The sequence below is a fragment of the Pseudomonas sp. NPDC089408 genome (assembly GCF_044749445.1).
Taxonomy (GTDB): domain Bacteria; phylum Pseudomonadota; class Gammaproteobacteria; order Pseudomonadales; family Pseudomonadaceae; genus Aquipseudomonas.
Genome location: NZ_JBIVHY010000016.1, coordinates 65,784 through 85,767, shown reverse-complemented (window position 1 = coordinate 85,767; position 19,984 = coordinate 65,784). Strand labels below are relative to the sequence as shown.

Genomic DNA, 19,984 nt, shown 5'->3' with positions numbered 1-19,984 from the left:
ATCCTTGAATGAAGCTCGCCCGCTTACCCTGGAAACTCCGGCCGAACACCCTTTCGCCGAATTCGTGCGCATTCTTGGCAAAGGCAAGCGCGGCGCGCGTGGCCTGACCCGCGAAGAAGCCAACGCGGCCATGACCCTGCTGCTGGAAGGCAAGGTTGAAGACACCCAGCTCGGTGCCTTCCTGATGTTGCTGCGGCACAAGGAAGAAAGCGCCGAAGAGCTGGCAGGCTTCACCGAGGCCCTGCGCGCCCACCTGCAGGCGCCACGCATCGCTGTGGACCTCGACTGGCCGACTTACGCCGGCAAGAAGCGCCACCTGCCCTGGTACCTGCTGGCCGCCAAGTGCCTGGCCGGCAATGGCGTGCGCATCCTGATGCACGGCGGCGGCGCACACACGGCCGGGCGCCTGTACACCGAGCAGTTGCTCGACCTGTTGCAGATCCCGCTATGCCGCGACTGGGCTGCGGTCGGCAATGTGCTGGACCAGCAGCAGTTGGCGTTCTTCCCGCTGCACGACTGGGCGCCGCAACTGCAGCGCATGATCGACCTGCGCAACACCCTGGGCCTGCGCTCGCCGATCCACTCGCTGGCCCGGGTACTCAACCCGCTGGGCGCTCGCTGTGGCTTGCAGAGCATTTTCCACCCGGGTTATCAGGCGGTACACCGCGAGGCCAGCCGCCTGCTCGGCGACCATGCCGTAGTGATCAAGGGCGATGGCGGCGAGATCGAGGTCAACCCCGATGTCATCAGCCACCTCTACGGCACCACTGCAGGGGAAGCATGGGATGAAGAATGGCCGGCGCTGAGCGAGCGCCGCCATGTCAAACCGCCAAGCCTGCAGCCCGAACACTTGCTGGCGTTCTGGCGCGGCGAAGTGCAAGACAGCTACGGCGAGAAGGCCCTGATCGCCACCATGGCGTTGGCCCTGCGCGGCCTGGGGCAGGACCGTGAGCAGGCGTTCGCGACCGCGCAAGGCTATTGGAATGCCCGAAACCGATCGGTTTAACCGATCATACCACCCCGATCTTTGCGCTATTTGTTCGAACGATTTGGCCTAGACTGGGCTCCAACGACAAACAACTTTGTTTCTGGAGCTCACCATGGGCCTTTTGATCGACGGCCGCTGGCATGACCAGTGGTATGAAAACGGCAAGGACGGCACGTTCAAACGCGAAAACGCCCAGCGCCGCAACCAGCTGCCCGCACCTGAAGCCGGCCGCTACCACCTGTATGTGTCGCTGGCCTGCCCATGGGCCCACCGCACCCTGATCTTGCGCGCCCTCAAAGGCCTGGAACCGTTGATCGATGTATCGGTGGTCAGCTGGCTGATGCAGGACCATGGCTGGACCTTCGACCCGCAGCAAGGCTCCAGCGGTGATCACCTCGATGGCCTGCAGTTCCTGCACCAGCGCTACACCCAGGACGACCCGCACTACACTGGCCGAGTGACTGTACCGGTGCTGTGGGACAAGAAAGAAAAGCGCATCGTCAATAATGAGTCGTCGGAGATCATCCGTATCTTCAACAGCGCGTTCAACGAGCTGACCGGCAATACGCTTGACCTTTACCCAGAGCCCCTGCGCCCGACCATCGAGGCGCTGAACGAGCGTATTTATCCGGCGGTGAACAACGGCGTGTACCGGGCGGGCTTTGCTACCACGCAAGACGCTTATGAAGCAGCGTTCGATGAAGTGTTCAACGAGCTGGATTATCTGGAAGACTTGCTAGGCCGTAATCGCTACCTGGCGGGTGAATACCTGACCGAGGCGGATGTGCGCTTGTTCACTACCTTGGTACGCTTTGATGCGGTGTATCACGGGCACTTCAAGTGCAACCTGCGGCGCCTGAGCGATTACCACAACCTGTCGAACTGGTTGCGTGAGCTGTATCAGTGGCCGGGGGTGGCGGGGACTGTGGATATGGAGCATATCCAGAAGCACTATTACATGAGCCACAAGACCATCAACCCGAATGGGATCGTGCCTAAGGGACCTTTGCAGGGCTTCAACCAGCCGCATGATCGGGAGCGGTTGGTGGGTAAGGGGATTTGGCAGGGTTGAGATCGTGGGGGCTGCTTTGCAGCCCATCGCGACACAAGGCCGCTCCTACAAGGGACCGCGCAATACCTTGGCAAGCGCGATCTCTATGTAGGAGCGGCCTTGCCGGGGCGCCGGACCGGTCGGAAAGGGCCGCAAAGCGGCCCCCAACGATTTCAGCTGTTCTGCGAACCTTCAAACCAGGCCAGCTTGTCGCGCAGCTGCACCACTTCCCCGACAATCACCAGGGTCGGCGCATGCACTTCATGCTGGGCCACCAGCTCTGGCAAATCCGCCAGGGTACCGGTGAACACCCGCTGGTTACGCGTAGTACCCTGCTGCACCAAGGCCGCCGGAGTACTGGCGGCACGCCCATGGCGAATCAGCTCGGCACAAATGGTCGGCAAACCCACCAACCCCATGTAGAACACCAACGTCTGCGCCGGCGCCACCAGGTCATCCCACGGCAGGTTGCTGGTGCCATCCTTCAGGTGGCCGGTGACGAAGCGTACCGACTGCGCATAATCGCGGTGAGTCAGCGGAATCCCGCCATAGGCGGAACAGCCACTGGCCGCGGTAATGCCCGGCACCACCTGGAACGGAATGCCATGCTCGGCCAGCTCTTCGATCTCTTCGCCACCCCGGCCGAAGATGAACGGGTCACCGCCCTTCAGGCGCAGCACGCGCTTGCCTTGCTGAGCGAGGTCGACCAGCAGGCGGTTGATCTGGTCCTGCGGCACGGCATGGTCAGCGCGGCGCTTGCCTACGTAGATGCGTTCGGCATCACGCCGGCACATGTCGATGATCGTCGGCGCCACCAGGCGGTCGTACAGCACCACATCGGCCTGCTGCATCAGGCGCAAGGCACGGAAGGTCAGCAAGTCCGGATCGCCTGGCCCCGCACCTACCAGATACACCTCCCCCCCCTGCTGCACAGGCGCGCCGTCGACCATCGCCTGCAGCATGCGCTCGGCTTCGGCGCCCTGCCCGGCCAGTTGGCGCTCGGCAATCGGCCCCTGGAACACGGTTTCCCAGAAGCCACGGCGCTGGTTGACGTCCGGGTACAAGGTTTTCACCTTGTGCCGGAAGCGCGCTGCCAGCCCGGCCAGCTCGCCGTAGGCAGACGGGATCCAGGCTTCCAGCTTGGCTCGAATCAAGCGCGCCAGAACTGGGGCGTCGCCGCCGCTGGACACCGCAATTACCAACGGTGAACGGTCGACGATCGCCGGGAAGATCACCGTGCACAAGGCCGGCGCATCCACCACGTTGACCGGCAGGCTGAGCGCCTGCGCATCAGCCGACACCTGGGCGTTCAGCCCAGGGTCGTCGGTGGCCGCGATCACCAGCCGGCAACCGACCAGGTCGGCGGCCTGATAGCCACGCACCAGCACCTCACCGCCACCTTCCCGGGCCAACGCGGCCAACTGGCCGTCGACGTCCGGCGCCACCACGCGTAGCAGGCCGCCGGCATCGGCCAGCAGGCGCGCCTTGCGCAAGGCGATCTCACCGCCGCCGACGACCAGCACGCGGCCGCCCTGCAGCTTGTGGAACAGCGGCAGGTAATTCATTTAGCGGATGACCTCGACGCCGCCCATGTACGGCTTCAGCACTTCTGGCACCCGGATCGAACCGTCGGCCTGCTGGTAATTCTCCAGCACGGCAACCAGCGTACGCCCTACCGCCAGGCCGGAGCCGTTCAGGGTGTGTACCAGCTCTGGCTTGCCGGTTTCCGGGTTGCGCCAGCGGGCCTGCATGCGGCGCGCCTGGAAGTCGCCGCAGTTGGAGCACGAGCTGATCTCGCGGTACTTGTCCTGGCTCGGCACCCACACTTCCAGGTCGTAGGTTTTCACCGCGCCAAAGCCCATGTCGCCGGTGCACAGGGCCAGCACGCGGTAGGGCAACTCAAGCAGCTGCAGCACGCGCTCGGCATTGGCGGTCAGGCCTTCCAGGGCTTCCATCGACTTGGCTGGCTCGACCACCTGCACCATCTCGACCTTGTCGAACTGGTGCTGGCGGATCATGCCGCGGGTGTCACGGCCAGAAGCACCGGCTTCGCTGCGGAAGCACGGGGTGTGGGCAACGAGTTTCAGCGGCAGCTGCTTGGCATCGAGGATTTCCCCGGCCACCAGGTTGGTCAGCGACACTTCGGCAGTCGGGATCAGGTAGAAGTCAGCCTCACCTTCGCGGGTGATCTTGAACAGGTCTTCCTCGAACTTGGGCAGCTGGCCGGTGCCCTGCAGCGCCGGGGCCTGCACCAGGTACGGGGTGTAGTGCTCCTCGTAGCCGTGCTCGCCGGTGTGCAGGTTGATCATGAACTGCGCCAGGGCGCGGTGCAGGCGGGCGACCGGCCCACGCAGCACGGCAAAGCGCGCGCCAGACAGCTTGGCCGCGGCTTCAAAGTCCAGGCCACCGCTGACTTCGCCAAGGGCAACGTGGTCCTTGATGTCGAAGTCGAACGCTTTCGGCGTACCCCAGCGGCGCACTTCGACGTTGTCGTCTTCGCTGGCTCCGACCGGTACGCTGGCGTCCGGCAGGTTGGGGATGGTCAGCAGGATGCCGTCCAGCTCGGCCTGGATCTCGTCCAGTTCGGCCTTGCCGGCAGCCAGTTCGTTAGCCATGCGCTCGACGTCGGCCATCAGCGGCGCGATGTCTTCGCCCTTGGCCTTGGCCTGGCCGATGGACTTGGAACGGGCATTACGCTCGGCCTGCAGTTGTTCGGTGCGGGTCTGCACCGCCTTGCGGCGCTCTTCCAGTGATTCGATGCGCGCGACATCCAGGCTGAAGCCACGGGAGGCCAGGCGTTCCGCCACTTCCTGAAGTTGGCCGCGTAACAGTTTGGAATCGAGCATATCGTTCTCTCGTTATGTGTTGGTGTTGGTTCAGAATCGGGTCAGGGACAGGCCGGCCCAGGTTGCGAGCAGCCCGCCCACCACGCTGATACTGGTATAGCCCAAGGCCAGGGGCACTTGCCCGCTTTCCATCAGGCGCACGGTATCGAGCGAGAAGGAGGAAAAGGTTGTCAGGCCGCCAAGGAAGCCGACAATCAGGCCGGCGCGCAATTCGACCGGCACCAGTGGTTTGTGCAGGAACAGGCCATAGAGCAGGCCGATCAGCAGGCAGCCAACCAGGTTGACCGCCAGCGTACCGGCATAGAAGTGCCGTGGCCAGTGCGCCGCGACCCAGTTGGCGGTCGCAAAGCGCAACAAGGTGCCGGCGATACCGCCAGCGCTGACGGCGGCAATCAATGCAATCACGGTTTTCTCCGCTGGAGGGGGCTGTTGCGGTCGAGCTCGGCCAGGTGGCGCAGCTTCTCGCCAATCTTCAGTTCCAGGCCTCGCGGCACCGGCTGGTAGTACTGGCGCGGCTCTAGCTGATCAGGGAAATAGTCTTCACCGGCGGCATAGGCGTCGGGTTCGTCGTGGGCATAGCGGTACTCGTCGCCGTAACCCAGTTGTTTCATCAGCTTGGTCGGCGCATTGCGCAGGTGCAGCGGCACTTCCAGCGAGCCATGCTCGGCGGCTTCGCGCAGGGCGGTCTTGAACCCCATGTACACCGCGTTGCTCTTCGGCGCGCAGGCCAGGTAGGTGATGGCCTGGGCCACCGCCAGCTCGCCCTCGGGGCTACCCAGGCGCTCCTGCACATCCCACGCCGCCAGGCACAGGCTGAGTGCGCGCGGGTCGGCGTTGCCGATGTCTTCGCTGGCCATGCGCACCACACGCCGGGCGATGTACAGCGGGTCGCAGCCGCCATCGAGCATGCGCGCGAACCAGTACAAGGCGCCATCGGGATTGGAGCCGCGCACCGACTTGTGCAGCGCGGAAATCTGGTCGTAGAACGCCTCACCGCCCTTGTCGAAACGGCGGCGGCTGTCGCCGAGCAGGCTTTGCAGCATCTCGACGTCGATCTCGCTGCCATCTTCGGCCAGGTCCGAGGCGTTTTCGAGGAAGTTGAGCATGCGCCGGCCGTCACCGTCGGCGGCGGCCATCAGCATCTTGAAGGCTTCATCGCCGACCCGCAGGTTGCGCTTGCCCAGGCCACGCTCTTCGCTGAGCGCGCGGTTGACTAGCTTGCGCAGCGCAGGCTCGTCAAGGCTCTTGAGCACGTATACCCGTGCCCGCGACAGCAGCGCGTTGTTCAGCTCGAAGGACGGATTTTCGGTGGTGGCACCAATGAACAGCAGCGTGCCGTCTTCCACGTAGGGCAAAAAGGCGTCCTGCTGCGACTTGTTGAAGCGGTGTACTTCGTCGACGAACAGGATGGTGCGGCGGCCATACTGGCCAGCCTGCTGCTTGGCCACCTCGACCGCCTGGCGAATCTCCTTGACCCCGGCCAGCACCGCCGACACGGTTTCGAAGTGCGCATCACAGAACTGCGCCAGCAGCCGCGCCAGGGTGGTCTTGCCCACCCCGGGCGGGCCCCAGAAGATCATCGAATGCAGTGCACCCTGCTCCAGTGCCTCGCGCAGCGGTTTGCCGCGCGCCAGCAGGTGCTCCTGGCCGACGTATTCGTCCAGGTTGGACGGGCGCAGGCGGGCGGCCAGGGGCTGGGCGACAGGTTCGCTTCGAAACAGGTCCATGACGGGCTCTGGTTACTCCTTGATCACGTCCGCACCCTTGGGGATGTCGAACTTGAACTTGCTGTCCGGCACCGCCTGGTTGGCCTTGACGCCGTTGAACAGGATGTTGGTGCGCTGGCCGACGCTGTCGATCAGCTGCATGTCATTGATCAGGCCTTTGCGGAACGACACGCGCAGCGAGTCGAACAGGGTGTCCTTGGTTTTCGGCTTGAGGGTGAAGTCCATTACTTCGCCCTGCTCCTTCGAGGCAATGTCGAAGCTCTGGCTGATCTTCGACACATCACCGGACAGCAGCAGCGCCGGGGTCTGGTTCAGGCGCACGTCGAGCTTCTTGATGGTGGCCTGTTCCAGGTCCGGGTCCCACAGGGTGACGTTCTTGCCGTCCGACACTACCACCTGCTCCTGTGGCGCATCGGTGTGCCAGTAGAACAGGCCCGGGCGCTTGACGGCCATCTTGCCCGAGGTTTCCTGCAGGCTGGTGCCGTCGGCACCCAAGGTCAGCTGGGAGAAGTTGGCCTCGATGGTCTGCGACTTTTCCAGCAACTGGGTCAGGCGTTGTACGTCTTGCTCACCGGCATAAGCGGTAACCGAGCCCAGGGTCAGGGCAGAAACCAACAGCATGCGAATCGCGCGCATGGGAATCCTCATTGAGCATTGAAAAGGCCGGGCGCCACCGTTGGCGCCCGGCAGGGTGTTCATCAGTCGCGCGGGCCGCCCGGGGCAATCACTTCCCGCGAGCCGTTGCTGTTCATCGGGGTCACAACGCCGGCCATTTCCATCGACTCGATCATCCGCGCAGCACGGTTGTAGCCGATCTTCAACTTGCGTTGCACGGCAGAAATGGAAGCACGACGGCTTTCAAGCACGAACTGCACCGCTTCATCATACAGTGCGTCGGTTTCGGCATCGTCACCATCGCCACCACCGCCGCCGCCATCAAAGCCGCTGCCGGCCTCTTCGACGCCGTTGAGGATGTCGTCGTTGTAATCCGGGGCGCCGCGCAGCTTCCACGCCTCAACCGTGCGGTGCACTTCGTCGTCGGAGACGAACGCGCCGTGCACGCGGATCGGCAGGCTGGTGCCGGGCGGCATGTACAGCATGTCGCCATGGCCCAGCAGCTGCTCGGCGCCACCCTGGTCGATGATGGTCCGCGAGTCGATCTTGCTGGATACCTGGAAGGCCATGCGGGTCGGGATGTTGGCCTTGATCAGGCCGGTGATCACGTCCACCGACGGGCGCTGGGTGGCGAGGATCAGGTGAATACCGGCCGCCCGCGCCTTCTGCGCGATACGGGCGATCAACTCTTCGACCTTCTTGCCGACGATCATCATCATGTCGGCAAATTCGTCGACAATCACCACGATGGTCGGCAGGGTTTTCAGCGCCGGCGGCTCATCATCCATGCTTTCGCGACGGTACAGCGGGTCGTGAATGATCTCGCCGGCTTCTTCGGCATCCTTGATCTTGCGGTTGAAGCCGGCCAGGTTACGCACCCCCATGGCCGCCATCAGCTTGTAGCGCCGCTCCATCTCGGCCACGCTCCAGCGCAGTGCGTTAGCGGCGTCCTTCATGTCGGTGACCACCGGGCACAGCAAGTGCGGGATGCCTTCGTAGATCGACAGTTCGAGCATTTTCGGGTCGATCATGATCAGCCGCGCGTCTTCCGGGCCGGACTTGAACAGGATCGACAAGATCATGGCGTTGACACCTACCGACTTACCGGAACCGGTGGTACCGGCCACCAGCAGGTGAGGCATCTTGGCCAGGTCGGTGATGACCGGCTTGCCGCCGATATCGTGGCCCAGGGCCAGGGCGACGGGCGACTTGGATTCATCGAACTGCGGCGACGACAGCACCTCGGAGAACCGCACCATCTGCCGGTTCTCGTTGGGGATCTCGATACCTACCGTGGTCTTGCCGGGGATGACTTCGACCACGCGCACGCTGGTTACCGCCAGGGAGCGTGCCAGGTCCTTGGCCAGGTTGGCGATGCGGCTGACCTTGACGCCAGCGGCCGGCTGGATTTCGTAACGGGTAATCACCGGGCCCGGGTGGATCGAGTCCACCGTTACTTCCACACCGAATTCCTTGAGCTTGATTTCCAGCAGTTGGCCGACACCGGCCAGGGACTCTGGCGAGTACTCGATCTTTTTCTGCTCGGCCGGGTCGAGGATGGAAATCGACGGCAAGGTGCCTTCCACGGCGCTGTCGATGAACAACGGCGCCTGTTTCTCTTTCATCACCCGCTTGCTCGGCTCTGGCGCCTTGTCGGCAACCGGCGGCACGATCATCGGGGTAGCAGGCTGCACCCGGGCCACCGCTGTTTCGCGTGGCACGACCGGTTCACGGGCGAGGCTTGGCTCGCGCGGCGGCACCACAGGCTCGCGGCCGAGGGTTGGCTCACGGGGTTCAACCACCGGGGCCGGCGCCTCTTCACGCTTGAAAATACGCTCGCGCAACGCCGGCTTGGCCGGTTCGCGCTTCTCGGCGGCCATGGGTGCAGCCTTGACCACCGGCTCATCCTCGCGCAGCTGTGCCTCGAGGCGCTTGCGCTCGTTGCGGGCTTCCCACCAGCGGTTGGCCGCGCCCTGCACCAGTTCGAACAGGTCGAGGGTAATCTTGCCGGTCAGGTCCATTACCTTGAACCACGACAGGTCGGTGAACACGGTCAGGCCGAACAGGAACAAGGCAATGAACATCAAGGTGCTGCCCTGCACGTTCAGCAGGTTGCGCGCCAGGTCGCCCAGGCTTTCACCCAGCGCGCCACCGGCGGAGAACGGCAGGCTGGCCGGGGGGTGGAAGTGGATATGCGCCAGCGCAGCGCCCGACAGCACCAGGAACACCAGCCCGATCAGCCGCCAGGAGAACAGCCAGCCGCTCCAGTCCCATGGCTGGTGGCGCTGGCGGAAGATCTGCCAGGTTTTCACCGCCAGCAACAGCGGGAAGATATAGGCGAAGTAGCCCAGCACCATGAACAGGATGTCGGCAAAGTAGGCGCCGGCACGCCCGGCGGCGTTCTGCACCTGGTCGACGGTCGCGGTGTGGCTGAAGCCCGGGTCGGACGTGTCGTAGGTCAGCAGCGCCATCCACAAGTACAGGCACAGGGCGCCGACTGCGATCAACGCACCTTCCTTGAGGCGATAGTGCAGCTGCTGCCGCCACAGGGGCACGGGCAAGGGAGCTGGGGTTGCGGTGGATTTCTTCAAAACGCGTCTATTCCTGCGCGTGCTGCGCGTCCAATAGTGATCGGCCGGCGGTGCGGCCAATGAACCACTACTTTTAACATTACTGCCCGCCCACTGCCATGACGGCACGCCGTAAGGCGCTTGAGTGGAGGCGACTTTCGTATGACTGCAATTTGAGCATGCATTGCCTTCTGTGACAAAGGCTTATGCTGTGTTTTTGCACAGGTGTGACAGCAAATGTAGCGGATGGTGCCTGTGGTTTCATGAATGTGTAGGAAATTGCCTATTTTGATTGCCTGTGGGAGCGGGTTTCCCCGCGAAGAAGCCACAATGATTGACCCTGCCATGCGCGCAAGCCATGCTGACCTCTCCCCTCCCCCACCGCACGATAGACCATGCTCACCTGGCTGACCCGCGACTCGCTGACCTTCCCCCCCCTGGAAAAGGCCCTGCACGAACCCAACGGCCTGCTGGCCGCCGGCGGCGACCTGAGCCCCGAGCGCCTGGTGCAGGCCTACCGCCATGGCTGCTTCCCGTGGTACCAGGACGGCCAGCCGATCCTGTGGTGGTCACCCGACCCGCGCACCGTGCTGCTGCCTGGCCAACTGCACGTGTCACGCTCGCTGGCCAAGCTGATGCGCCAGGGCCGCTACCAGGTCAGCTTCGACACCGACTTCCCGGCGGTGATCGCCGCCTGCGCGGCGCCACGCGATTACGCCGACGGCACCTGGATCACCGACACCATGCGCAACGCCTACTGCGCACTGCACCGGTGCGGTATCGCCCACTCGGTGGAAGTCCGCCAGGACGGCGAGCTGGTAGGCGGCCTGTACGGGCTAGCCATGGGCCAGCTGTTCTTCGGCGAATCGATGTTCAGCCGTGCCGACAACGCCTCGAAGGTCGGCTTCGTGACCCTGGTCGAGCACCTGCGCCAGGCCGGTTTTGTGCTGATCGACTGCCAGATGCCGACCAACCACCTGCACAGCCTGGGCGCGCATGCCATCAGCCGTACCGAGTTCGCGGGCTACCTGGCCCGCCACCTCGACCAACCTAACAGCGCTACATGGGTGGTTGCCTAGGCGGTTTGCCAGAGCTGGCTTACACTGAAAACAAAGTCTCACCGATGGGGGTTGATCATGACAGAGTTGGCGCGGTTGAAGTTCTATGCCACTCAACCCCACTCCTGCAGCTACCTGCCTGACGAGCAGGCTACCACACTGTTCCTCGACCCCAGCCAGCCGATGGACGTGAACGTGTACGCCGACCTGTCGGAAATGGGCTTTCGCCGCAGTGGCGACCACCTGTATCGCCCGCACTGCCAGAACTGCAATGCCTGCGTGCCGGCGCGCATCCCCGCTGCGCGCTTCATCCCCAACCGCCAGCAGCGGCGCATTCTCAAGCGCAACGCCGACCTGACCGTGACCGCTGCGCGCCCGGCGTTCAAGGAGGAGTACTTCGAGCTGTACCGGCGCTATATCGAAACGCGCCACGCCGACGGTGACATGTACCCGCCCAGCCGCGATCAGTTTTCCACCTTTCTGGTACGCGACCTGCCGTTCTGCTGGTTCTACGAGTTTCGCCTGGAAGGCCGCCTGCTGGCGGTGGCAGTGTGCGACCTGCTGCCCAATGGCCTGTCGGCGGTGTACACCTTCTACGAGCCCGACGAAGAGCGCCGCAGCCTGGGCCGCTTTGCCATTCTCTGGCAGATCACCGAAGCCCTGCGCCAGGACCTGGAGGCGGTTTACCTGGGTTACTGGATCAAGAACTGCAAGAAAATGAACTACAAGACCCAGTATCGGCCTATCGAGTTGTTGATAAACCAGCGCTGGGTCAGCCTCAACTGAAAGCATTGGCTTGACACACAGTTTTCGGGCATAATCCACGCCACTTTTTTGCCCGGTGCGGTTATGCGTCGGGCCAACACTGGATACCGAGGGCTCAACTGCATGTCGAAAGAAGACAGCTTCGAAATGGAAGGTACTGTCGTCGACACCCTGCCCAACACCATGTTCCGCGTGGAGTTGGAAAACGGGCACGTCGTAACCGCGCATATCTCCGGAAAGATGCGCAAGAACTACATTCGTATTCTCACTGGCGACAAGGTCCGCGTCGAGCTGACGCCGTACGACCTGAGCAAGGGCCGCATCACTTACCGTGCGCGCTAAGCTCCAGCCATGAAAAAGCCCGGCCATGTGCCGGGCTTTTTTGTGCCTTCAAGATTGTGCGGGCTGCGTAGCAGCCCTGTGGGAGCGGGTCAACCGCGAAGAACCCAACGCGGTGGATAGCACCGGCTGCGCCGGTGTTCGCGGCTAAAGCCGCTCCTACATTGGATCGCCGTACACAAATAGATCGCCGTACACAGGACCTTGTAGGAGCGGCTTCAGCCGCGAAGGGCCGCAAAGCGGCCCCATGCTTTACGCCACCTCCGCCGTGGTCTCGAAGTCGAACACCAGTTCACCATCGCGCAAGTCGACATGCACCACGCCGCCATGCTCGGCCAGCTCACCAAACAGGATCTCCTCGGCCAACGGCCGCTTGATCTTGTCCTGGATAAGCCGCGCCATCGGCCGCGCACCCATCTGCACGTCGTAACCCGACGCGGCCAGCCAGCCGCGGGCGTCATCACTGACTTCCAGCAGCACCCGTTTATCTTCCAGCTGCGCCTGCAGTTCGATAAGGAACTTGTCGACGATGCTCTTGATGGTTTCGGTGCTCAGGCGGCCAAACTGGATAATGGTATCCAGGCGGTTGCGGAACTCCGGCGTGAAGCTCTTGCGGATCACTTCCATGGCATCGGACGCGTGGTCCTGATGGGTGAAGCCGATAGAGGCCCGCGCCGCGGTTTCTGCCCCGGCGTTGGTGGTCATGATCAGGATCACGTTACGGAAGTCAGCCTTGCGCCCGTTGTTGTCGGTCAGGGTACCGTGGTCCATCACCTGCAGCAGCAGGTTGAAGACTTCCGGGTGGGCCTTCTCGATTTCATCGAGCAGCAGCACGCAGTGCGGTTGCTTGGTGATCGCTTCGGTCAGCAAGCCACCCTGGTCGAAACCGACATAACCCGGCGGGGCACCGATCAGGCGCGACACGGTGTGGCGCTCCATGTACTCGGACATGTCGAAACGCACCAGCTCCACGCCCAGCGCCTTGGCCAGCTGCCGCGCCGCTTCGGTCTTGCCGACACCGGTCGGGCCGGCGAACAGGAACGACCCCACCGGCTTGTCGGGCGCCTTGAGGCCGGCACGCGACAGTTTGATGGCCGTGGACAGCGAGTCGATGGCCTGGTCCTGACCGAACACGGTCAGCTTCAGGTCGCGCTCCAGGTTGCGCAGCAGTTCCTTGTCGGAGCTGCTGACGTGCTTCGGCGGTATCCGCGCGATCTTGGCAACGATGTCCTCGACTTGCGGCACGTCGATACGTTTGACGCGGCTGGCCTCCGGTTGCAGGCGCTGGTAGGCGCCAGCTTCGTCGATCACATCGATGGCCTTGTCCGGCATGTGCCGGTCATTGATGTAACGCGAGGCGAGTTCGGCGGCGGCGCGCAGGGCCTCGTCGCTGTACTCGATGTTGTGGTGGCTTTCGAAGCGCCCCTTCAGGCCGCGCAGGATGCCCACAGTGTCTTCCACCGACGGCTCGCTGACGTCCACCTTCTGGAAGCGCCGTGCCAAGGCACGGTCTTTCTCGAAGATGCCACGGAACTCCTGGAAGGTGGTCGAACCGATGCAACGGATTTCACCCGACGACAGCAGCGGCTTGAGCAAGTTGGAGGCGTCCATCACCCCGCCCGACGCCGCACCGGCACCGATGATGGTGTGGATCTCGTCGATGAACAGAATGGCCTGCGGGCGTTTGCGCAGTTCGCCGAGCAGCGCCTTGAAGCGCTTCTCGAAGTCGCCGCGGTACTTGGTCCCGGCCAGCAGCGCGCCGAGGTCGAGCGAGTAGACCACGCTTTGCGCCAACAGGTCAGGCACCTGGCCGTCGACGATGCGTTTGGCCAGGCCTTCGGCAATGGCGGTCTTGCCCACGCCCGCTTCACCCACCAGCAACGGGTTGTTCTTGCGCCGACGGGCGAGGATTTGCGCGACGCGCTCCACCTCCTGCTCGCGACCGACCAGCGGGTCGATACGGCCGGCACGGGCCAGCTCGTTCAGGTTGCTGGCATAGGCGTCCAGCGGGTTGCTTGAAGAGGAGGTTTCGCCACCCTCTTCGTCCTGCATGTCCTGTTCGCTTTCAGACTGCGAACCATGCCCAGGCACCTTGGAGATACCGTGAGCGATGTAGTTGACCACGTCGATGCGGGCCACGCTCTGCTGCTTGAGCAGGAACACAGCCTGGCTTTCCTGTTCGCTGAAGATCGCCACCAGCACATTGGCCCCGGTGACTTCGCGCTTGCCAGAGCTTTGCACATGGAACACGGCACGCTGCAGCACGCGTTGGAAGCCCAGGGTTGGCTGGGTTTCACGGTCTTCGTCGTTGACAGGAATCAGCGGCGTGGTGGAATCGATGAACTCTTGCAGGTCATGCTTGAGCTTGTCGAGATTGGCGCCACAGGCGCGCAGAACGGTCGCGGCAGCCTCATTGTCAAGGAGTGCCAGCAGCAGATGTTCGACGGTCATGAACTCATGACGCTTCGAACGGGCCTCCTTGAAGGCAAGATTGAGGGTGACTTCGAGCTCGCGGTTTAACATAGCTTCACCTCATACCCAAGTGGTCGGCGATTAACCGTCCTTCTCGATTTCACAGAGTAGCGGATGCTGGCTTTCCCTGGCGTATTGGTTGACCTGCATAGCCTTTGTTTCGGCGATGTCACGGGTAAACAATCCGCACACTGCCCGCCCTTCTGTATGGACGGTCAGCATGATCTTGGTCGCCAGCTCGCGGTTCAGACTGAAGAACGTCTCGAGCACTTCGACGACGAAATCCATCGGCGTGTAGTCATCGTTGAACAAAACCACCTTGTACATCGGTGGCGCCTGCAGGATCGGCTTGGCTTCCTGTATTGCAAGACCCGAGCCGTCGTCCTCATTCGATTGCGGGCGATCCTGATTGAATGTTAGTCGAATCTCACTAGGTGCATGCATGGAAAGAATTTCATCATGAGCGTCAGGTTAAGGTGGTGGGTTGGCTGCACAGGCCACCGCCAGCGCAGGCGCCGCGTGACCTTGACTATCGGCAAAACGGTGTTACAACCAATAAGAACCCACCGTGGGCGATAAAGATCCGCGCAGTCAACCAGATTTTTCGCAAGGTTCGTATGCGGATGAAGTGGATGATACTCCAGTGATGGAGTCCTTTGCAGAGGGACATAGGGATGGCAAGCGGTAAAGTCAAGTGGTTCAACAATGCCAAGGGCTATGGATTCATCAATGAAGACGGCGGAACCGAAGATCTGTTCGCCCACTATTCGGCGATCCAGATGGACGGCTACAAGACGCTGAAAGCCGGACAACCCGTGACTTTCAACATCATCCAGGGCCCAAAGGGCCTGCATGCGGTTGAAATCAAGGGCGTCACCGCCAGCGCTTCAACGGGAGTACCGAACTCATCCACGACCGCTAATGCGTGATCCCTGCTTTCTGCCGGTATACGAAGAAACCGGCCGCTTCTTTACAGGAGACGGCCGGTTTTCTGTTGGCTTACATATGCTTGATCATCGCATCGCCAAAGCCTGAGCTGCCCACCAGCGTAGCGCCGTCCATCAGCCGCTCGAAGTCGTAGGTCACGGTCTTGGCGGCAATCGCGCCGTTGGTGCCCTTGATGATCAGGTCGGCCGCCTCGGTCCAGCCCATGTGCCGCAGCATCATTTCTGCAGAGAGGATCACCGAGCCCGGGTTGACCTTGTCCTGCCCGGCATACTTGGGCGCGGTACCGTGGGTGGCTTCGAACATGGCCACCGTGTCGGACAGGTTGGCGCCCGGGGCAATGCCGATGCCGCCCACCTCCGCCGCCAGGGCGTCGGACAGGTAGTCACCGTTGAGGTTGAGGGTGGCGATCACGTCGTACTCGGCCGGGCGCAGCAGAATCTGTTGCAGCATGGCGTCAGCGATGGCGTCCTTGACGATGACTTCGCGCCCAGTTTTGGGATTCTTGAACTTCATCCACGGGCCGCCTTCGAGCAGTTCGGCGCCGAACTCATCCCGGGCGATTTCGTAGCCCCAGTCTTTGAAGGCGCCCTCGGTGAACTTCATGATGTTGCCCTTGTGCACCAGGGTTAGCGACTCGCGATCGTTATCCACCACATACTGCAGCGCCTTGCGCACCAGCCGCTGGGTGCCCTCTTTCGATACCGGCTTGACGCCAATGCCGCAGTCCTGGTCGAAGCGGATCTTGGTGACGCCCATTTCCTCCTTGAGGAACTTGATCACTTTGTTCGCCTCGGGCGACCCGGCCTTCCACTCGATGCCGGCATAAATGTCCTCGGAGTTTTCACGGAAGATCACCATGTCGACGTCGCCGGGCTTTTTCACCGGGCTCGGCACGCCCTGAAACCACAGCACCGGGCGCAGACACACATACAGGTCCAGTTGCTGGCGCAAGGCCACGTTGAGCGAACGGATACCACCTCCCACCGGGGTGGTCAGCGGGCCTTTGATCGACACCACGTAGTCTTTCACCGCATCCAGGGTCTCTTGGGGCAGCCAGGTGTCCTGGTCATACACTTGGGTGGCCTTCTCGCCGGCATACACCTCCATCCAGGCGATCTTGCGCTTGCCGCCGTAGGCCTTCTGCACGGCGGCATCGACCACTTTGATCATTACCGGCGAGACATCGACGCCAATCCCGTCGCCTTCGATATAAGGAATGATGGGGTTGTCAGGAACGTTGAGCGAATGGTCTGCATTGACGGTGATCTTGGTGCCGTCGGTCGGAACCTTGATTTTCTGGTATCCCATGCTTGCACTACTCCGCTGTCGGGTGTGGTTTGGACATCATGCGCTGCAATGAGCCTAAACCACATCTGCCGACCTGCAAGGCATGCGGCATTACGCCACATTGCCGCTTAGTCTTTGGTCTTATAAATGGGCCGATATCACTTGGCCTTGCTGATTAGCCCGAATGGTTTGGTATACTCCGCCGCGACCGAAGGGTCATCGGGGCGAATCCCAGGAAAATGCGGACCGCCCTAGGCCATGAATGGCCGAAAAGCCTGGCCTGTTACCGCAGCTCAGCACTTGACGCTCGACTGATGCATCCACCATCACCGCTCGCAGCCTCTCGACTTTCCGCTCATGGCGTTGCCAGGGCGATGCGCCTACCCTGCGCACCACGAGACTCGAGCACGCTCAGCACACAGAGAGTTAACCCGCATGCCCACCCGTTCCAAGATCATCTATACCTTCACCGACGAAGCCCCCGCCCTCGCCACCTACTCGCTGCTGCCGATCGTCGAAGCTTTCACCGCTTCGGCTGACATCGCCGTCGAAACTCGCGACATCTCCCTGGCTGGCCGTATCCTTGCCGCCTTCCCGGAGCAACTGGGCGCAGAGAAGCAAGTAGGCGATCACCTGGCGGAACTGGGCCAGCTGGCTACCACCCCTGAAGCCAACATCATCAAGCTGCCGAACATCAGCGCCTCGGTACCGCAGCTCAAGGCCGCGATCAAGGAGCTGCAAGGCAAGGGTTTCAACATCCCTGACTACGCCGACGAGCCGGCCACCGCGGAAGAAAAAGAATCCCGTGCCCGCTACGACCGCATCAAGGGTTCTGCCGTGAACCCGGTGCTGCGCGAAGGCAACTCCGACCGCCGCGCGCCGCTGTCGGTCAAGAACTACGCCCGCAAGCACCCGCACAAGATGGGCGCCTGGGCCGCCGACTCCAAGTCGCACGTTGCCCACATGACCCAGGGCGACTTCTACGGCAGCGAGAAAGCCGCACTGATCGAAGCTGACGACAGCCTGCGCATCGAGCTGGTCGGCAAAGACGGCAACACCACCGTCCTGAAAGAAAAGACCGCGGTCAAAGCCGCCGAAATCATCGACTGCGCGACCATGAGCCGCAAAGCCCTGAAAGCCTTCATCGCCGAGCAGATCGCCGATGCCAAGGCCGCCGGCGTGCTGCTGTCGGTGCACCTGAAAGCCACCATGATGAAGGTCTCCGACCCGATCATGTTCGGCGTCATCGTCGAAGAGTTCTACAACGACGTGCTGGCCAAGCACGCCGCTGCGCTGGCCGAAGTGGGCTTCAACGCCAACAACGGTATCGGCGACCTGTACGCCCGCATCAAGGACCTGCCAGCTGACAAGCAGGCCGAGATCGAAGCCGACATCCAGGCCCTTTACGCTCAGCGCCCAGCCCTGGCCATGGTCAACTCCGACAAAGGCATCACCAACCTGCACGTGCCGAGCGACGTGATCGTCGACGCCTCGATGCCGGCCATGATCCGTGACTCGGGAAAAATGTGGAACACCGCTGGCGAACTGCAAGACGCCAAGGCCGTGATCCCGGACCGTTGCTACGCCGGTATTTACCAGGCCACCATCGAAGACTGCAAGGTCAACGGCGCCTTCGACCCGACCACCATGGGCAGCGTACCGAACGTTGGCCTGATGGCACAAAAGGCCGAAGAGTACGGTTCCCACGACAAGACCTTCCAGATCAAGGCCGACGGCGTGGTGCGTGTGGTCGATGGCAAGGGCAACGTCGTACTGGAGCAGAACGTCGAAGCCGGTGACATCTTCCGCATGTGCCAGACCAAAGACGCGCCGATCCAGGACTGGGTCAAGCTGGCCGTCAACCGTGCCCGCCTGAGCAACACCCCTGCGGTGTTCTGGCTGGACCCGGCCCGCGCCCACGACGGCGTGATGATCGAAAAAGTACAGAAGTACCTGAAGGACCACGACACCGCCGGCCTGGACATCCGTGTACTGGCCCCGGTTGACGCCATCAAGTTCTCCCTGGCCCGCATCCGGGAAGGCAAGGACACCATCTCGGTGACCGGCAACGTGCTGCGCGACTACCTGACCGACCTGTTCCCGATCATGGAACTGGGCACCAGCGCCAAGATGCTGTCGATCGTGCCGCTGATGAACGGCGGTGGCCTGTTCGAAACCGGCGCTGGCGGTTCGGCACCGAAGCACGTGCAGCAGCTGGTTGAAGAGAACTTCCTGCGTTGGGACTCGCTGGGTGAATTCCTGGCGCTGGCCGCTTCCCTGGAGCACCTGGGCAACACCTACGCCAACCCGCGTGCCAAGGTTCTGGCCAACACCCTGGACCAGGCCACCGGCAAGTTCCTCGACACCAACAAGTCGCCGTCGCGCAAAGTCGGTGGTATCGACAACCGCGGTAGCCACTTCTACCTGACCCTGTACTGGGCCCAGGCGCTGGCTGCGCAGAACGACGACGGTGCCCTGCAGGCACGCTTCGCCCCACTGGCCAAAACCCTGACCGAGAACGAGGAAACCATCGTCGCCGAGCTCAACGCCGTTCAGGGCAAGCCAGCCGACATCGGTGGCTACTACGCCCCGGATGCCGAGCTGACCGCCAAATTGATGCGCCCAAGCCAGACCCTGAACAGCGCCATTGCTGCCCTGTAAGGTTCGCTTGAAGTAACAGCCCAAACCCCGGCCACGCACCGGGGTTTGTGCTTTCTAGGGAGCAGTCTCGACCCCTGTAGGAGCGGGTTTACCCGCGAATGCGGTGATGAATCCACTGACGCATTCGCGGGTAAACCCGCTCCTACAGGGGCCATGCATGCCTTTAAGGAGCTGAACATGACCTGGCAACCCCACATCACCGTCGCCACCATCGTCGAACACGACGGCAAGTTCCTCTTCGTCGAAGAATTCAAGGCCAACCAGCACGTCTTCAACCAACCCGCCGGCCACCTAGAGCCGAACGAAACCCTGCCCCAGGCCGCCCTGCGCGAAACCCTCGAAGAAACCGCCTGGGAAGTCGAGCTCACCGGCGTAGTCGGCATCTACCTGTACACCGCCCCCAGCAACGGCGTGACCTACCAGCGCATCTGCTTCGCCGCCCGCCCCGTGCGCCACCATGCCGACCTGGCCCTGGACAGCGACATCGTCCGCGCCGTGTGGCTCACCCGCGAAGAATTGCTGGCCGACCCCACCCGCTGGCGCAGCGAGCTGGTGCCCCGCTGCCTCGACGACTACCTGCAAGGCCCGCTGCACAGCCTTGACCTGCTGCGCGACTGACGCGGCGCTGCGGGTTTGATAGAATTGGCGTTTTTCCCC

At 62.6% G+C, this 19,984-nt stretch carries 17 protein-coding genes; 8 read left to right on the top strand and 9 right to left on the bottom strand.

Annotation, left to right across the window (positions count from 1 at the left end; translation table 11 throughout):
• Positions 1-4: 4 nt before the first annotated feature.
• Both ACIP02_RS21915 and ACIP02_RS21910 read left to right on the top strand, forming a co-directional pair.
• Positions 5-1,006: a glycosyl transferase family protein gene (locus tag ACIP02_RS21915; RefSeq protein ID WP_400620565.1), complete on the top strand. Its 1,002-nt coding sequence runs from the start codon at positions 5-7 to the stop codon at positions 1,004-1,006.
• Between the two features lie 94 nt (positions 1,007-1,100).
• Positions 1,101-2,060 carry a glutathione S-transferase family protein gene (locus ACIP02_RS21910; RefSeq protein WP_400620477.1) on the top strand — a complete coding sequence of 320 codons (960 nt, stop codon included), beginning with the start codon at positions 1,101-1,103 and terminating at the stop codon, positions 2,058-2,060.
• A gap of 152 nt (positions 2,061-2,212) precedes the next feature.
• On the opposite strand, the gene cysG is transcribed toward ACIP02_RS21910, so the two are convergent.
• The 6 genes from cysG to ACIP02_RS21880 all read right to left on the bottom strand — a co-directional run bounded on the left by cysG (position 2,213) and on the right by ACIP02_RS21880 (position 9,878).
• The gene (gene cysG / locus ACIP02_RS21905) at positions 2,213-3,604 is read right to left on the bottom strand and encodes a siroheme synthase CysG (protein ID WP_400620474.1); all 1,392 of its coding nucleotides are present in this window, start codon (positions 3,602-3,604) and stop codon (positions 2,213-2,215) included.
• Positions 3,605-4,885, bottom strand: coding sequence for a serine--tRNA ligase (gene serS / locus ACIP02_RS21900; RefSeq protein ID WP_400620471.1), 1,281 nt, complete (start codon positions 4,883-4,885; stop codon positions 3,605-3,607).
• Between the two features lie 30 nt (positions 4,886-4,915).
• A complete protein-coding gene (gene crcB, locus ACIP02_RS21895) occupies positions 4,916-5,290 on the bottom strand; it encodes a fluoride efflux transporter CrcB (protein WP_400620468.1) in 375 nt (124 codons plus the stop codon).
• Positions 5,287-6,612, bottom strand: coding sequence for a replication-associated recombination protein A (locus ACIP02_RS21890; RefSeq protein WP_400620464.1), 1,326 nt, complete (start codon positions 6,610-6,612; stop codon positions 5,287-5,289). Before ACIP02_RS21890 ends, crcB begins: the two co-directional genes overlap by 4 nt.
• 12 nt (positions 6,613-6,624) lie before the next feature.
• On the bottom strand, positions 6,625-7,248 hold the full coding sequence (gene lolA, locus ACIP02_RS21885) for an outer membrane lipoprotein chaperone LolA (RefSeq protein WP_176682280.1): 624 nt from the start codon (positions 7,246-7,248) through the stop codon (positions 6,625-6,627).
• Between the two features lie 62 nt (positions 7,249-7,310).
• Positions 7,311-9,878, bottom strand: coding sequence for a DNA translocase FtsK 4TM domain-containing protein (locus ACIP02_RS21880; RefSeq protein ID WP_400620462.1), 2,568 nt, complete (start codon positions 9,876-9,878; stop codon positions 7,311-7,313).
• A gap of 314 nt (positions 9,879-10,192) precedes the next feature.
• Between ACIP02_RS21880 and aat the strand changes: the two genes are divergently transcribed.
• The 3 genes from aat to infA all read left to right on the top strand — a co-directional run bounded on the left by aat (position 10,193) and on the right by infA (position 11,962).
• Positions 10,193-10,876, top strand: a complete 684-nt coding sequence (gene aat, locus ACIP02_RS21875; protein ID WP_400620459.1) for a leucyl/phenylalanyl-tRNA--protein transferase — start codon at positions 10,193-10,195, stop codon at positions 10,874-10,876.
• A 57-nt stretch (positions 10,877-10,933) separates the two neighbouring features.
• Positions 10,934-11,641, top strand: coding sequence for an arginyltransferase (locus ACIP02_RS21870; RefSeq protein WP_400620456.1), 708 nt, complete (start codon positions 10,934-10,936; stop codon positions 11,639-11,641).
• A gap of 102 nt (positions 11,642-11,743) precedes the next feature.
• Positions 11,744-11,962 (top strand): translation initiation factor IF-1, encoded by a 219-nt coding sequence (gene infA, locus ACIP02_RS21865; RefSeq protein ID WP_002553999.1) that lies wholly within the window; start codon positions 11,744-11,746, stop codon positions 11,960-11,962.
• Positions 11,963-12,211: 249 nt separating this feature from the next.
• On the opposite strand, the gene clpA is transcribed toward infA, so the two are convergent.
• Together clpA and clpS are read right to left on the bottom strand one after the other, a co-directional pair.
• Positions 12,212-14,482 carry an ATP-dependent Clp protease ATP-binding subunit ClpA gene (gene clpA / locus ACIP02_RS21860; protein ID WP_400620453.1) on the bottom strand — a complete coding sequence of 757 codons (2,271 nt, stop codon included), beginning with the start codon at positions 14,480-14,482 and terminating at the stop codon, positions 12,212-12,214.
• A 30-nt stretch (positions 14,483-14,512) separates the two neighbouring features.
• The gene (gene clpS / locus ACIP02_RS21855) at positions 14,513-14,875 is read right to left on the bottom strand and encodes an ATP-dependent Clp protease adapter ClpS (protein WP_400620450.1); all 363 of its coding nucleotides are present in this window, start codon (positions 14,873-14,875) and stop codon (positions 14,513-14,515) included.
• A gap of 230 nt (positions 14,876-15,105) precedes the next feature.
• Here clpS and cspD point away from each other — a divergent pair, with 230 nt between their 5' ends.
• Positions 15,106-15,360, top strand: coding sequence for a cold shock domain-containing protein CspD (gene cspD, locus ACIP02_RS21850; protein WP_133979070.1), 255 nt, complete (start codon positions 15,106-15,108; stop codon positions 15,358-15,360).
• Positions 15,361-15,430: 70 nt separating this feature from the next.
• On the opposite strand, the gene icd is transcribed toward cspD, so the two are convergent.
• Entirely contained in the window at positions 15,431-16,687 is a 1,257-nt protein-coding gene (gene icd / locus ACIP02_RS21845; RefSeq protein ID WP_400620446.1) for an NADP-dependent isocitrate dehydrogenase, read from the bottom strand.
• A gap of 414 nt (positions 16,688-17,101) precedes the next feature.
• On the opposite strand from icd, the gene ACIP02_RS21840 reads away from it, so the two are divergent.
• Both ACIP02_RS21840 and ACIP02_RS21835 read left to right on the top strand, forming a co-directional pair.
• The gene (locus ACIP02_RS21840) at positions 17,102-19,327 is read left to right on the top strand and encodes an NADP-dependent isocitrate dehydrogenase (protein ID WP_400620443.1); all 2,226 of its coding nucleotides are present in this window, start codon (positions 17,102-17,104) and stop codon (positions 19,325-19,327) included.
• Positions 19,328-19,504: 177 nt separating this feature from the next.
• The gene (locus ACIP02_RS21835) at positions 19,505-19,945 is read left to right on the top strand and encodes an NUDIX hydrolase (protein ID WP_400620440.1); all 441 of its coding nucleotides are present in this window, start codon (positions 19,505-19,507) and stop codon (positions 19,943-19,945) included.
• Positions 19,946-19,984: the final 39 nt, after the last annotated feature.

Coding starts and splice junctions, on each gene's coding strand:
- ACIP02_RS21910 (WP_400620477.1), top strand. CDS start 1,101: ATGGGCCTTTTGATCGACGGCCGCTGGCATGACCAGTGGTATGAAAAC.
- cysG (WP_400620474.1), bottom strand. CDS start 3,604: ATGAATTACCTGCCGCTGTTCCACAAGCTGCAGGGCGGCCGCGTGCTG.
- serS (WP_400620471.1), bottom strand. CDS start 4,885: ATGCTCGATTCCAAACTGTTACGCGGCCAACTTCAGGAAGTGGCGGAA.
- ACIP02_RS21890 (WP_400620464.1), bottom strand. CDS start 6,612: ATGGACCTGTTTCGAAGCGAACCTGTCGCCCAGCCCCTGGCCGCCCGC.
- lolA (WP_176682280.1), bottom strand. CDS start 7,248: ATGCGCGCGATTCGCATGCTGTTGGTTTCTGCCCTGACCCTGGGCTCG.
- aat (WP_400620459.1), top strand. CDS start 10,193: ATGCTCACCTGGCTGACCCGCGACTCGCTGACCTTCCCCCCCCTGGAA.
- ACIP02_RS21870 (WP_400620456.1), top strand. CDS start 10,934: ATGACAGAGTTGGCGCGGTTGAAGTTCTATGCCACTCAACCCCACTCC.
- infA (WP_002553999.1), top strand. CDS start 11,744: ATGTCGAAAGAAGACAGCTTCGAAATGGAAGGTACTGTCGTCGACACC.
- clpA (WP_400620453.1), bottom strand. CDS start 14,482: ATGTTAAACCGCGAGCTCGAAGTCACCCTCAATCTTGCCTTCAAGGAG.
- clpS (WP_400620450.1), bottom strand. CDS start 14,875: ATGCATGCACCTAGTGAGATTCGACTAACATTCAATCAGGATCGCCCG.
- cspD (WP_133979070.1), top strand. CDS start 15,106: ATGGCAAGCGGTAAAGTCAAGTGGTTCAACAATGCCAAGGGCTATGGA.
- icd (WP_400620446.1), bottom strand. CDS start 16,687: ATGGGATACCAGAAAATCAAGGTTCCGACCGACGGCACCAAGATCACC.
- ACIP02_RS21840 (WP_400620443.1), top strand. CDS start 17,102: ATGCCCACCCGTTCCAAGATCATCTATACCTTCACCGACGAAGCCCCC.
- ACIP02_RS21835 (WP_400620440.1), top strand. CDS start 19,505: ATGACCTGGCAACCCCACATCACCGTCGCCACCATCGTCGAACACGAC.